Origin of the sequence: Prescottella equi, assembly GCF_002094305.1 — a bacterium.
GTDB lineage: Bacteria > Actinomycetota > Actinomycetes > Mycobacteriales > Mycobacteriaceae > Prescottella > Prescottella equi.
This window is the reverse complement of record NZ_LWTX01000001.1, coordinates 466,644-479,885: the sequence shown is the minus strand read 5'-3', so window position 1 is coordinate 479,885 and position 13,242 is coordinate 466,644. Positions and strand designations below refer to the sequence as shown.

Sequence of the window (13,242 nt, the reverse complement as noted above, 5' to 3'; positions counted from 1 at the left end):
GTAGAGTGGCATTCATCACGTAGACAAGATGCCCGATTCGGTGTGAATGTTCGTGTCGCGCTGCGCTTCTCCGGCTGTGGCCGTCAGACTCCCTCGGGCCCGTGGTCGAGGAGGCGCCGGAAACCGTCCTCGTCGAGGATCGGGACACCCAACTCCTCCGCCTTCGCCGCCTTCGATCCGGGCGCCTCCCCGATCACCACGAACGCCGTCTTCTTCGACACCGATCCCGCCGCCTTCCCGCCGCGAACGAGGATGGCTTCCTTCGCCTCGTCACGGCTGAAGCCCTCGAGCGAACCCGTGACGACGATCGACAGTCCCTCGAGATTGCGCACGATGGACTCGTCTCGTTCGTCCTCCATCGTCACTCCCGCGGCACGCCACTTCGCGACGATGTCGCGGTGCCAGTCGACCTCGAACCAGGCCACGACAGCCGCCGCGATCGTGCCGCCGACGCCGTCGACCGCGGCGAGTTCCTCGACACCGGCGTTCTCGATCCGCTCGAGGCTGCCGAATTCGCTCGCCAGGGCCCGCGCCGCGGTCGGCCCGACGTGCCGGATCGACAGCGCGACCAGCACGCGCCACAGCGGTTGCTGCTTGGCCGAGCCCAGATTGTCGAGCAGGCGGCGGCCGTTGGCGGACAACTTCCCCGCCTTGGTGCGGAACAGCGGCGCCTCGAGCAGGTCGTCCTCGGTGAGCGAGAACAGGTCGCCCTCGTCACTGATGACACCCGCCTGCAACAGTGCGGTCGCGGCCTCGTAGCCGAGCACCTCGATGTCGAAGGCGCCGCGCCCCGCGACGTGGAACACCCTCTCCCGCAACTGCGCCGGGCACGAGCGCTGGTTGGGGCAGCGGATGTCGGCGTCGCCCTCCTTGGCGGGCGCCAAGGTGGTGCCGCACTCCGGGCACTCGGTGGGCATCACGAACTCGCGCTCGGAGCCGTCCCGCACGTCGACGACCGGGCCGAGCACCTCGGGGATCACCTCGCCGGCCTTCCGGATCACCACGGTGTCCCCGATCAGCACACCCTTGCGCTTGACCTCGGACGCGTTGTGCAACGTCGCGAGGGCCACTGTCGACCCGGCGACCAGCACCGGCTCCATGTAGGCGAACGGCGTGACGCGTCCGGTGCGGCCGACGCTGACCCGGATGTCGACGAGCTTGGTGGTGGCCTCCTCCGGCGGGTACTTGTACGCGACCGCCCAGCGCGGCGCCCTCGACGTCGCGCCGAGGCGACGGTGGAGCGACATCTCGTCGACTTTCACCACGAGGCCGTCGATTTCGTGTTCGACGTCGTGCCGGTGTTCGTCCCAGTACTTCACCTTCTCGACCACCGCGTCCGCCCCGACGACCCGGGACGTGTGGGTGGAGACCGGCAGGCCCCACGCCGCGAGCGCGGTGTACGCGTCGTACTGCCCGGCCGGATCGAACCCCTCGGTGCGGCCCAGTCCGTGACAGATCATGCCCAGCCGCCGTCGCGCGGTGACCGCGGGATTCTTCTGCCGCAGCGAGCCGGCCGCGGAGTTCCGCGGATTCGCGAAGGGCGCCTTGCCGTCCGCGACCAACGAGGCGTTGAGAGCGGCGAAGTCCTCGAGCCGGAAGAAGACCTCGCCGCGCACCTCGAGCAGCGCGGGAATCGGGTATTCGTCACTGGGCGTCAGCGTTTCGGGAATGTCCGAGATGGTGCGGGCATTGAGCGTGACGTCCTCACCGGTGCGACCGTCACCCCGAGTCGCGGCCCGGACGAGTCGACCGTTCTCGTAGACCAGGTTCAGAGCGACGCCGTCGATCTTGACCTCGCACAGATAGTGCAGGTCGGGGTGGGCAGCGGAGCCCGCAGAGCGACCGTCGGACACCTCTGCCTCGATGCGGCCGATCCAGGTACGGAGCTCGTCGTAGTCGAAGACGTTGTCGAGGCTGAGCATTCGCTCGAGATGGTCCACGGCCTTGAATTCGGTCGCGAAGCCGCCGCCGACCAACTGGGTGGGCGAATCGGGCGTGCGCAGATCCGGATGCCGTTCCTCGAGGGCGTTCAGTTCGCCGAACAACTGGTCGAACTCGCCGTCGGAGACGATCGGCGAATCGAGCACGTAGTAGCGGAACTGGTGGTTGCGTACGACCTCGGCCAGCTCCTGCCAGCGCTCCCGATCCTCGGCGCTCGCGGGCACGACCTCCACGTCGGGCTGACTGGTCACGGAGGCGGGGGCTTCGTTCTGGTCCACCTGGGAAGGTTATCGCAGCCAGCCGACAAGTTTCGGCCGCCGAGAGACCCTTCAGCGGGTCCGGTCTGGGTCCGCCCCGTCCGCGAAAGCGCGGGTCACATCGTTCGCCGACCGCAGCGCCGCGCGGGCCCGGTCCAGGCTCGCGCCGGCCAGTCCGCACGCCGGGGTCACAGCGACGCGCGACGACAGCAGTTCGCGGGGGAAGCCGAGCCGGTCGAACAGCCGGGTCGCGGGCTCGGCCAGCTCCCGCCAGCCGGGCGTACGCTCGGGCTCACCGGTCGGCACCAGTCCCAGCGCGAGGTCGACGCCACCGTCGAGCAGTTCGCCGATGCCGTCCAGGTCGGAGGTCCCGAGGGTGTCGACATCGAAGCCGACCATCGCGGCGCCGCTGCGGCGCAGCAACCCCCACGGGACGTCCGACGCACAGCAGTGCACCAGAACCGGGGCATCGATGCGCCCGATCGCCTGCTGCAGGACATGGAGGGCCTCGGGCTCCGGCAGCGCACGAGGCGTCTGCAGGATCGACACTCCGGACAGCGAACCTGCGAGCACCGCCGGCAGGCCCGGCTCGTCGAGTTGCACCACCACCGGCGAACCGAGACGTCGGGCGGTGTCGGCGACGTGGTTCGCGACGCCCTCGGCGAGCGACTCGGCCACGTCCCGCAGCGCCCCGGGATCGGTGAGCACGCGGTGCCCGCCGTGCAGTTCGAGTTGCGACGCCAGCGTGAGCGGCCCGACGGCCTGCACTTTCACCGGTTGGTCGGTGCCACGGCGTCCGGCGAGCTCCCACGCCTCCTCGAGCGCGTCGAGATCGCGGGCCAGCAGGTCCCGGGCGGTGCGGGTGGCGGCGCCGACGCGCTGCGCCAGGCGATACCCCGTCGTGGAGGTGTCGATCGGGATGTCGATCAGCAGGGCTCCCGCTCGGCCGATCATGTCGGCGCCGATGCCCCGCGCGGGCAGTTCGACGAGGTGCGGCAGGGCCGCTAGTTCTCCGACGACGATCTCCGCCGCCGCTCGCGGATCGGTGCCCGGCCACGATCCGACACCCGTCGCGACACCGACGGGAACCCGGGAGGCGGTCACGGACGGTCCGCGGAGGTTCCCGCGATGGTGCCGCTGCCGATGACGACGTCGCCGTCCTCGTCGGGGCGGTACAGCACCACGGCCTGTCCCTTCGCGACGCCGGTCAGCGGTTCCGACAGCTGCACGACGATGCCGCCGTCGCGACCTTCCCCGTCGCTGCGCTCGCCCCGGACCGCCTCCGCGACAGCACGCGCGGTACCGCCGTGCGCACGCACCTGCACGATGCACTCGATCGGCCCCTCGGGCGCCTGCCCCGACGTCCAGATCGCTCGTTCGGCGGTGATGGTCCACACGTCGAGGCGCGCGGCCGAGCCGACCCGCACGGTGCCGGTCTCGGGCTCGATCGCGGTCACGTAGCGGGGCTGACCGTCGGCGGCCGGCCCCTGCACGCCGAGCCCCTTGCGCTGCCCGATCGTGAACCCGTGGACGCCCTCGTGCTGCGCGAGCACCTCACCGGTGTCGGCGTCGACCACCGCGCCGGGTCGGATCCCGATCCTGGCTCCGAGGAACGCCCGGGTGTCGCCGGACGGGATGAAGCAGATGTCGTGGCTGTCGGGCTTGTTCGCGACCGCGAGTCCGCGTGCGGCGGCCTCTTCGCGGATCTGCTCCTTGGGGGTGTCGCCGACCGGGAACATCGCCCGGGACAACTGGTCGGCGGTGAGCACCGCCAGCACGTACGACTGATCCTTGTCCGCGTCCACCGCACGGCGCAGCTCGCCGTCCTCGAGACGGGCGTAGTGCCCGGTGGCGACGGCGTCGAAGCCCAGCGCGTACGCGCGGTCGGCGAGCGCCGCGAACTTGATCTTCTCGTTGCACCGCAGGCACGGGTTGGGGGTCTCCCCGGCGGCGTACGACTCGACGAAGTCGTCGATCACGTCTTCCTTGAAGCGGTCCGCGAAATCCCATACATAGAAGGGGATTCCGAGTACGTCGGCGGCACGCTTCGCGTCACCGGCGTCCTCCTTGGAGCAGCAGCCTCGCGAACCGGTGCGCAACGTGCCGGGCGCGGTCGACAGCGCGAGGTGCACGCCCACGACGTCGTGACCGGCCTCCACGGCGCGGGCAGCGGCCACCGCCGAGTCCACACCACCGCTCATCGCAGCCAGAACTCGCATCTAACGATTCCCTCCTCGAGCGCCCGCGCTCGCCAGTCCGGCGGCCCGGGCACGTTCGATCACCTGCGGCAGAGCGGACAGCAGCGCCTCGACGTCCCGCTCGGTCGACGTGTGCCCCAACGAGAAACGGAGCGATCCACGAGCGACGACCGGGTCGACGCCCATCGCGGTGAGCACGTGGCTGGCGCTCGCGACCCCGGCCGTGCAGGCCGACCCGGTGGAGCACTCGACACCCGCGACGTCGAGGAGCATCAGCAGCGAATCCCCTTCGCAGCCGGGGAAAGTGAAGTGCGCGTTACCCGGGAGCCGCGCCGGCCCGGTGGCGCCGTTGAGGATCGCGTCGGGCACGACGGCGCGCACACCCTCGATCAGACTGTCCCGCAACGTGATCAGCTCGGCGCTGCGCGACGCCATCTCCGTCGTCGTGATCTGCAGAGCCGATGCGAGGCCGACGATCGACGCCGTATCCTGCGTGCCCGAACGCAGGTCACGCTCGTGGCCGCCGCCGTGCGACAGCGGCACGCACGGCACCTGCCGGCCGAGCAGGAGTGCACCGACACCCTGGGGGCCGCCCAGCTTGTGGCCGGCGATGCTGAGCGCCGACAGCCCACTCGTCGCGAAGTCGATCGGCAGGTGCGCTGCGGCCTGCACTGCATCGGAGTGGATGGGGACGCCGTACTCGGAGGCGATCGCGGCGATCTCCGCGATCGGGTTGACAGTACCGACCTCGTTGTTGGCCCACATGACGGTGACGAGCGCGGTCTCCTCGGCGTGCAGTGCCAGTTCGGCCCGCACGGCGTCGGGGTCGACGGCACCGTCGGCGTCGACGGGCAGCCACGTCACCCGGGCGCCCTCGTGTGCGGCGAGCCACTCGACGGCGTCGAGCACGGCGTGGTGCTCGACCGCGCTCGCCAGGATCCGGGTGCGCCGGGGGTCGGCGCCGCGCCGCGCCCAGTAGATGCCCTTGACGGCCAGGTTGTCGCTCTCGGTGCCGCCGGAGGTGAAGATCACCTCGGACGGGCGCGCGCCCAGGCACGCCGCAATCGACTCGCGGGCCTCTTCGATACGGCGTCGCGCCGACCGACCCGATCCGTGTAACGACGAGGCGTTACCCACCGTGGCGAAGACCTCGGTCATCGCCTCGATCGTGGCCGGATACATGGGTGTGGTCGCGGCGTGGTCGAGGTAGACCGCTGAGCTGGTGGCAGGCGAGATCATGACCCGACAAGGATAGCCCGTCGCCCGCAGTCACCGTTTGGCCGGAGACCGCAGTCACGCAGCTTGCGCGTGGTCCGGCTGGTCGAGCCGCGCCAGGAGCCGGTCGATCGTCGGCCGGGAGCCGTCCCGCACCTGTCGCGAGCAGCGGTCGGCGAGCTCGCGCCGATCGCTGCCGGGGTGCTGCATCTCCCCCGCGGTCACCCGGACGCGCAGGCCCCGGGCCCGGAGGACGCGGCGCATCGACGCGCCGATCGTGTCGGCGCCGACGAAGGCCGGCACCGTGGTGCCGTCGCCCGCGGCGTCGAGGTAGTCCACCGACAGCGGCAGCACCGGTCGCTGCGCGTCGATCGCCGACTGGAACAGCGCGGGCCGGAAGCGCCCGAACGCCCGACCGCACCACGTGGTCCCCTCCGGGAACGCGATCACCGTCTCCCCCGCGGACAACCGGTCGCGGACGGTGGCGACCGTCGCGGGCAGGCCGCGCAGCCGGTCGCGGTCGATAGTGATGACTCGTGCTCGCCTCGCGACCGCGCCGAGCAGCGGCCAAGTCACCAGGTCCGCCCGGGCCACGAACCGGCCGGGCACCACGGCGGCGAGCACCAGCACGTCCAGCCACGACACGTGGCCCGCCACGACCAACGTGCCGTCCGGGACCCGTAGCCCGGCCCCACCCTCGACTCGGATCCCGATGCCCCGCAACGCAGCCCGGGCCAGACGCCGGTGACATCGCGCTCGCGTGGGCTGTGGGAGCGCGCGCAGGAGCGGGAACAGCAGCATGCTCGACGCCGCCGCCAGCGCCACCCATCGCGCGCAGGCCGTCGGCACCGAGACGCGGCCGACCCCGCTCACGCAGCGCTCACCGCACGGACTCGTAGGCGCCCAGGGGTGGCTCACGCCGCGGCCTCGAGGGTCGCGGCGGCGCGCTGGAGCCGTTCCAGGTAGCGGGTGTCGGCGTCGCGCAAGGTCTGCAGCGCGACGAAGTCCGCGACACCGAAGTCCGGGTCATGCGCCGGCTCCCCGCAGATCTTCGCGCCCAGCCGCAGGTAGCCGCGCAGTAGTGGCGGAACCGCCGGCCGCAGGGGTGCGGCGATGTCATCGAGCGGTCGACCGTCCACCCGCACCGGTCGCAGCGGTCGCACCCACGACGACGGCTCCGCGGCGTGGCGGCCCAGCAGGAAGTCGCGGACGCCGCGCACGTTCGCGCCGGCGACGGCGTCGGGACGGTCCTGCATCGGCACCGACACGCAGCCCATGACCGTGTCGTGGCCGGTGAGCTGCAGGTAGTGCAGGATGCCCGCCCACATGAGTGCGAGCACCGAGCCGGAGCGGTGCTCGGCATCGACGCACGCGCGCCCCATCTCGACCACGCGACGCCCAGTGGGATCGAGCGCTTCCAGGTCGAACTCGGTGGCGGTGTAGTAGCCGCCGGCCGCGATCGCGGCGTCGGGCGGAAGCATCCGGTAGCAGCCGACGAACTCGTCGGTCGCGTTGTCGCGGACCAGCAGGTGGTCGCAGAAGTCGTCGAAGCGGTCGGCGTCCAGACGGTCGTCGGACGCGGGGATCACGAAGCCGGGTTCGGCGGCGAACACGCGGTAGCGCAGGGCCTGAGCGGCCAGGCGGTGCTCACGATCGGAGGACACCAGGAGGGAGTAGCGCGAGGTCTCTCGCGGGGAACAGACGGTCTCGACAGTCGACGAAGTTGTCATGCCAGAGGTCTATCGAGTGGGTACGGCGATCAGGCGTCGCGGACGTGTCGCGTCGATGCAGCTTCGGTGAACGTGCCGCGCGCGAAGTGACGCCCCGCGCGCACGATCGCGCGCGCGGGGGACGAATGCGCGCGCGAGAGCGACCGACACGACGCGAGAGCCCCCGCCACCGGATGCGGTGACGGGGGCTCTGCGAGCGCGTGGCCGGGTGTCAGCCCTTGTGAGCCTTGACGGCCTCGGTGAGCTGCGGAGCGACGTTGAACAGGTCGCCCACGACGCCGAAGTCCGCGATCTCGAAGATCGGGGCCTCTTCGTCCTTGTTGACCGCGACGATGGTCTTCGAGGTCTGCATGCCGGCGCGGTGCTGGATGGCGCCGGAGATGCCGAGCGCGATGTACAGCTGCGGCGAGACCGTCTTACCGGTCTGACCGACCTGGAACTGACCCGGGTAGTAGCCCGAGTCGACTGCGGCACGCGAGGCACCGACGGCGGCACCGAGCGAGTCGGCGAGCTCCTCGACGACCGAGAACTTGTCCGCCGAGCCGACGCCACGGCCACCGGAGACGACGACCGACGCCTCGGTGAGCTCCGGACGATCGCCACCGACGATGGGCTCACGGGAGACCACCTTGACGGCGCCCTCTTCCTGGCCCGGAACCTCGACGACGACCTGCTCGCCGGCAGCGGCCTGCGGCTGGGCCTCGACGGCACCCGGGCGGACCGAGATGACCGGGACCTCGCCGTTGGCCTTGGCGTCGACGGTGTAGGCGCCACCGAAGATCGAGTGGACGGCGCTGCCGTCGGACTTGACCTCGACGACGTCGGACAGCAGGCCGGAGCCGATGCGGGCCGCCAGGCGACCGGCAACTTCCTTGCCCTCGGTGCTGGCCGCGAGGATCACGGCGGCCGGGCCGGCGGTCTCGACCAGGCCGGCGAGGACGTCGACCTTCGGGGTCACCAGGTAACCCTCGATGTCGTCGGATTCGGCGACGTAGATCTTGGCGGCACCGGCAGCGGCCAGGGCCTCGGCCAGCTTCGCGGCGGTGCCGGCGGGACCGGCGACGACGGCGGCCGGCTCACCGAGAGCACGGGCGGCGGTGATGAGCTCGAGGCTGACCTTCTTGAGTGCACCCTCGGCGTGCTCGACGAGCACGAGTACTTCTGCCATTGCTTACTTCTCCCTGTCTTGTCTGCTGGTCTCGAGGGGGCCGGATCAGATGATCTTCTGGCCCACGAGGTACGCGGCGATCTTGGTGCCGCCGTCGCCCTCGTCGGAAACGCGCTCGCCAGCGGTACGCGGGGGCTTGGGGGTGGAGCCGGTGACGGTGGTGCCGGCGTTCGCGACGCCCACGGTCTCGGGATCGACACCCAGGTCGGCCAGGGTGAGGACCTGAACTTCCTTCTTCTTCGCGGCCATGATGCCCTTGAAGGACGGGAAGCGCGGCTCGTTGATCTTCTCGGTGACCGAGACGATGGCCGGGAGGCCGGCCTCGAGGCCGAAGACGCCCTCGTCGGTCTCGCGCTCGCCGGTGACCTTGCCGCCCTCGACCGTCAGCTTGCGCAGCTGGGTGAGCTGCGGCAGGCCGAGGTACTCGGCGATGATGGCCGGGACGGCGCCGATGCGGCCGTCGGTGGCCTCGTTGCCGGCGATGACGAGGTCGGCGGCCTCGCCGTTCTCGAAGCTGATCTGTCCGAGCGCCGCGGCGAGAGTCCAGCCGGTCTGGATGGCATCGGAGCCGTGCAGCGCCGGGTCGTTCACGTGAACGGCCTTGTCGGCGCCCATGGACAGCGCCTTGCGGATGGCATCGGTGGCGCGGTCGGGACCGGCGCACAGGACGATGACCTCGCCGCCGTCGCGCTCCTTGATGAGGAGGGCTTCCTCGACGGCGCGCTCGTTGATCTCGTCGAGCACGGCGTCGGCGGCCTCACGGTCGAGCGTGAAGTCGCCGTCGGACAGCTTGCGCTCGGACCACGTATCGGGGACCTGCTTGATCAAAACGACGATGTTCGTCATGGGTCTTCGTCGACCTCCTGTGTGTAGCCGGCTGATAGTCGCGAGAAACTCCGCGACATGCCGAGCTCTCGTAAGTAATTTCGTCGCACGTTGGCTGTGCGACAGATTACCTCACACTAAGTTACCAGCCGGTAACTTAGGCGAAATCCGGTCTCACCATAACCGCCGGAGCGGCCTGTCGCGGCTGTGATGTGGACCACCCCGACAACTGTCCCTCGCGGTGCCACTAACCTCGCTGGGGTGAGCGAATCCACAGTCGGTTCCACAGCCAGCCCCCTCGACGCCGGGGCGACATCGCCCGACGATGCCTCGACACTGCCGTTGACGGGCGAGCGAACGGTGCCGGGAATCCCCGAGGAGAACTACTGGTTCCGGCGGCACGAGGTGGTCTACCGCGACCTGCTCCCCCGTTGCACCGGTCGCCACGTGCTCGAGGCGGGTTCCGGAGAAGGCTACGGCGCCAACATGATTGCCGATGTGGCGACGAAGGTCACGGGACTCGACTACGACATCTCCGCGGTCGAGCACGTCCGTTCCCGGTACCCCCGAGTGGAGATGCTGCACGGCAATCTCGCGGAACTGCCGCTCCCGGACGGCTCCGTCGACACGGTCGTCAATTTCCAGGTGATCGAGCACCTGTGGGATCAGGCACAGTTCCTGCGCGAGTGCCACCGCGTGCTGGCGCCCGGTGGCGAACTGCTCGTGAGCACCCCGAACCGAATTACGTTCTCGCCCGGGCGCGACACTCCCCTCAACCCGTTCCACACGCGTGAGTTGAATGCCGCGGAGCTCACCGAACTTCTCGTCGACGCGGGCTTCCGGGTCGAGGTCATGACCGGAGTGCACCACGGCGAGCGCCTGCGCGCCCTCGACGCCAAGCACGGCGGCTCGTTCATCGACGCCCAGATCGAGCGCGCTCTCGCAGGAGAGCCGTGGCCCGAGGACCTCACGCGCGACGTCGCGGACATCGGTGTCGACGACTTCGAGCTGCGTGAGGCCGACATCGACGCGAGCCTCGACCTCGTGGCGATCGCGATCAAGGATCCCGTGGCGTGACCGCGGCTCAGGGGGAAACCGTGACATCCCGCGAGCCGGGCATGTTCTGCCTGGTCCTGCACTCGCACCTGCCGTGGCTCGCCAACCACGGCCGCTGGCCGGTGGGCGAGGAGTGGCTGTACCAGTCGTGGGCAGCCACCTACCTGCCCGTCACCGCTGTGCTCCGCCGCCTCGCCGCCGAGGGGCACTCGCGGATGCTGACGCTCGGCGTCACCCCGGTCCTCGCGGCTCAGCTCGACGACCCGCACTGCCTCGACGGGATGCACCACTGGCTCGGCAACTGGCAGATCCGCGCCCACGAGGCCGCGGGGATGCCGTCGGCCTCGCACAAGGAGCTCGGCGCGCGCGAGCACCGCGCGTCCGCGGCAGCCCTGGCGGACTTCGAAACCCGTTGGCGCCACGGCGGTTCCGCCGTCCTGCGGGAACTGATCGACGCCGAGGCGATCGAACTGCTCGGCGGTCCGCTCGCGCACCCGTTCCAGCCGCTGCTCGACGAGCGGTTGCGGGCGTTCTCCCTCACCGAGGGCCTCGCCGACGCGCACGCCCGCTGGGGCCACACCCCGGCCGGGATCTGGGCACCCGAGTGCGGCTACACGCCCGGCATGGAACGCGGGTACGCCTCCGCGGGCGTGTCGCACTTCATGGTCGACGGACCTGCGCTGCGCGGCGACACGTCCGCCGGTCGGCCGGTCTGGGGCTCCGACGTCGTCGCGTTCGGTCGCGATCTCGAGGTGAGCTACCGCGTGTGGTCGCCGAAGACCGGGTACCCCGGTCACCCAGCCTACCGGGACTTCCACACCTACGACCACGACACCGGGCTCAAGCCCGCCCGGGTCACCGGGCGCTCGGTGCCGTCGGAGAAGAAGGCACCGTACGACCCGGAGTCGGCGGCGGCCGCCCTCGACAAGCACGTCGACGACTTCGTCGAGACCGTGCGCCGACGACTGCGCAGCGAGTCCGAGCGCATCGGCAAGGGCGCCCTCGTCGTCGCCGCGTTCGACACCGAACTGTTCGGGCACTGGTGGTACGAGGGCCCGCAGTGGCTCGAGAAGGTGTTGCGCGCCCTTCCCGAGGCCGGCATCCGTGTCGGCACCCTCGCCGACGCCCGCGCCGCCGGTTACGTGGGCCAAGCGGTGGAGTTGCAGGACTCGTCGTGGGGGTCGGGCAAGGACTGGCGGGTGTGGGCCGGAGACCAGGTGCAGGACCTGGTCCAGCTCAACGCGGAGGTCGTGCAGACCGCGCTGGACACGATCGACAAGTCCCGCGACGCGAATCCGGGCAGACCGGAACTTCGCAATCGGGTCCACGACCAGATGTTGCGTGAGACGCTGATGACGGTCTCCAGCGACTGGGCCTTCATGGTCAGTAAGGATTCGGCGGCGGGATACGCCCGCGACCGGGCCCACAAGCACGCCCACGCGCTGCGGGAGATCGCCGACGCCGTCGCGTCCGGCCGCGACGATCTCGCACGACGTCTCGCGGACGGATGGAACGCCGCCGACGGCCTCTTCCCCGCACTCGACGCGCGGCGCCTGCCCGGTCGCCGGACCGAAACAGCCGCATTCGCTGGGAGCGTGTGATGAAGATCCTCATCGTGTCGTGGGAGTACCCGCCGGTCGTCGTCGGCGGGCTCGGGCGGCACGTCCACCATCTGGCGACGGAACTCGCCGCGGCCGGCCACGAGGTGGTCGTGCTGTCGCGCCGGCCGTCGGGTACCGACGCGTCGACGCATCCGACGGTCACCGAGATCGCCGACGGAGTGCTCGTGGTCGCGGTCGCCGAGGATCCGCCGCACTTCATCTTCGGCGAGGACATGCTGGCGTGGACGCTCGCCATGGGTCACGCGATGGTCCGCGCCGGCGTCGCACTGGCGAAGGAGGGCATCGGCGCGGGCTGGCAGCCCGACGTCGTGCACGCCCACGACTGGCTGGTGGCGCACCCCGCCATCGCACTGGCCGAGTTCTACGACGTCCCGCTGGTCTCGACGCTGCATGCCTCGGAAGCCGGTCGGCACAGCGGCTGGATCTCGGGCCGGATCAACCGCCAGGTGCACTCGGTGGAGTGGTGGCTGGCCAACGAGTCCGACTCGATCATCACGTGCTCGGCGTCGATGCACGACGAGGTCACCGAGCTCTACGGCCCGGAGCTGCCGCCGATCACCGTGATCCGCAACGGGATCGACGTCACCACCTGGAGCTTCCGGCCCCGCGCGCCGCGGTCCGGGCCGGCGACCCTGCTGTACGTGGGACGACTCGAGTACGAGAAGGGCGTACAGGACGCGATCGCCGCGCTGCCGCGGATTCGGCGCAGCCACCCCGGCACGACGCTCGCCGTCGCCGGTGAAGGCACGCAGTTCGAGTGGCTGCAGCAGCAGGCCCGCACGCATCGGGTCGCGCGTTCGGTGACGTTCCTGGGCAACCTCGACCACGAGGAGCTGCTCGGCTGGCTGCACGGAGCCGACGCGATCGTCCTGCCCAGTCGATACGAGCCGTTCGGCATCATCGCCCTCGAGGCGGCCGCCGCGGGCACCCCGCTGATCGCCTCCACCGCGGGCGGGCTCGGCGAGGCCGTGGTGGACGGGGTCACGGGCCTGTCGTTCGAGCCGGGCGACGTCGACGGGCTCACCTCGGCGGCGCGGGAGGTGCTCGACGATCCGGCCGCCGCGCAGCGGCGTGCGGTGGCCGCACGAGAGCGTCTCACCGCCGACTTCGACTGGCACAAGGTGGCCGAGGAGACCGTGCAGGTGTACGCCGCCGCGAAGCGACGGGTGCGGCATCCGCTGGCGCGCCCGCAGATTCCGGAGCGTCCGCTGCCCGGTCGGTAGCGGACGC

General features: G+C 70.7%; 11 protein-coding genes. 3 read left to right on the top strand and 8 right to left on the bottom strand.

Features of this window, described 5'->3' with window-relative positions:
- Window positions 1-83: 83 nt before the first annotated feature.
- From ligA to A6I89_RS02370, 8 genes are all read right to left on the bottom strand, one after another.
- A complete protein-coding gene (gene ligA / locus A6I89_RS02405; protein WP_044991306.1) occupies window positions 84-2,174 on the bottom strand; it encodes an NAD-dependent DNA ligase LigA in 2,091 nt (696 codons plus the stop codon).
- Window positions 2,175-2,270: 96 nt separating this feature from the next.
- The gene (locus A6I89_RS02400) at window positions 2,271-3,302 is read right to left on the bottom strand and encodes a methionine synthase (protein WP_022596946.1); all 1,032 of its coding nucleotides are present in this window, start codon (window positions 3,300-3,302) and stop codon (window positions 2,271-2,273) included.
- Window positions 3,299-4,417 carry a tRNA 2-thiouridine(34) synthase MnmA gene (mnmA, locus tag A6I89_RS02395; protein WP_005518983.1) on the bottom strand — a complete coding sequence of 373 codons (1,119 nt, stop codon included), beginning with the start codon at window positions 4,415-4,417 and terminating at the stop codon, window positions 3,299-3,301. The genes A6I89_RS02400 and mnmA overlap by 4 nt, the downstream gene beginning before the upstream one ends.
- A complete protein-coding gene (locus A6I89_RS02390; protein ID WP_005518982.1) occupies window positions 4,418-5,635 on the bottom strand; it encodes a cysteine desulfurase family protein in 1,218 nt (405 codons plus the stop codon).
- Between the two features lie 54 nt (window positions 5,636-5,689).
- Entirely contained in the window at window positions 5,690-6,484 is a 795-nt protein-coding gene (locus A6I89_RS02385; protein WP_197939402.1) for a lysophospholipid acyltransferase family protein, read from the bottom strand.
- Between the two features lie 41 nt (window positions 6,485-6,525).
- Window positions 6,526-7,341 carry a GNAT family N-acetyltransferase gene (locus A6I89_RS02380; protein ID WP_022596958.1) on the bottom strand — a complete coding sequence of 272 codons (816 nt, stop codon included), beginning with the start codon at window positions 7,339-7,341 and terminating at the stop codon, window positions 6,526-6,528.
- Window positions 7,342-7,552: 211 nt separating this feature from the next.
- Window positions 7,553-8,509 carry an electron transfer flavoprotein subunit alpha/FixB family protein gene (locus tag A6I89_RS02375; RefSeq protein ID WP_005518976.1) on the bottom strand — a complete coding sequence of 319 codons (957 nt, stop codon included), beginning with the start codon at window positions 8,507-8,509 and terminating at the stop codon, window positions 7,553-7,555.
- Window positions 8,510-8,554: 45 nt separating this feature from the next.
- On the bottom strand, window positions 8,555-9,355 hold the full coding sequence (locus A6I89_RS02370; protein ID WP_022596960.1) for an electron transfer flavoprotein subunit beta/FixA family protein: 801 nt from the start codon (window positions 9,353-9,355) through the stop codon (window positions 8,555-8,557).
- A 240-nt stretch (window positions 9,356-9,595) separates the two neighbouring features.
- Here A6I89_RS02370 and A6I89_RS02365 point away from each other — a divergent pair, with 240 nt between their 5' ends.
- The 3 genes from A6I89_RS02365 to A6I89_RS02355 are packed head-to-tail and all read left to right on the top strand — an operon-like array spanning window position 9,596 to window position 13,235.
- Window positions 9,596-10,411, top strand: coding sequence for a class I SAM-dependent methyltransferase (locus tag A6I89_RS02365; RefSeq protein ID WP_005518973.1), 816 nt, complete (start codon window positions 9,596-9,598; stop codon window positions 10,409-10,411).
- A gap of 41 nt (window positions 10,412-10,452) precedes the next feature.
- The gene (locus A6I89_RS02360) at window positions 10,453-11,991 is read left to right on the top strand and encodes a 1,4-alpha-glucan branching protein domain-containing protein (RefSeq protein WP_044991312.1); all 1,539 of its coding nucleotides are present in this window, start codon (window positions 10,453-10,455) and stop codon (window positions 11,989-11,991) included.
- The gene (locus A6I89_RS02355) at window positions 11,991-13,235 is read left to right on the top strand and encodes a glycosyltransferase family 4 protein (RefSeq protein WP_013416631.1); all 1,245 of its coding nucleotides are present in this window, start codon (window positions 11,991-11,993) and stop codon (window positions 13,233-13,235) included. Before A6I89_RS02360 ends, A6I89_RS02355 begins: the two co-directional genes overlap by 1 nt.
- The last annotated feature ends 7 nt before the right edge of the window (window positions 13,236-13,242 follow it).

Coding starts and splice junctions, on each gene's coding strand:
- mnmA (WP_005518983.1), bottom strand. CDS start 4,417: ATGCGAGTTCTGGCTGCGATGAGCGGTGGTGTGGACTCGGCGGTGGCC.
- A6I89_RS02390 (WP_005518982.1), bottom strand. CDS start 5,635: ATGATCTCGCCTGCCACCAGCTCAGCGGTCTACCTCGACCACGCCGCG.
- A6I89_RS02380 (WP_022596958.1), bottom strand. CDS start 7,341: ATGACAACTTCGTCGACTGTCGAGACCGTCTGTTCCCCGCGAGAGACC.
- A6I89_RS02375 (WP_005518976.1), bottom strand. CDS start 8,509: ATGGCAGAAGTACTCGTGCTCGTCGAGCACGCCGAGGGTGCACTCAAG.
- A6I89_RS02370 (WP_022596960.1), bottom strand. CDS start 9,355: ATGACGAACATCGTCGTTTTGATCAAGCAGGTCCCCGATACGTGGTCC.
- A6I89_RS02360 (WP_044991312.1), top strand. CDS start 10,453: ATGTTCTGCCTGGTCCTGCACTCGCACCTGCCGTGGCTCGCCAACCAC.
- A6I89_RS02355 (WP_013416631.1), top strand. CDS start 11,991: ATGAAGATCCTCATCGTGTCGTGGGAGTACCCGCCGGTCGTCGTCGGC.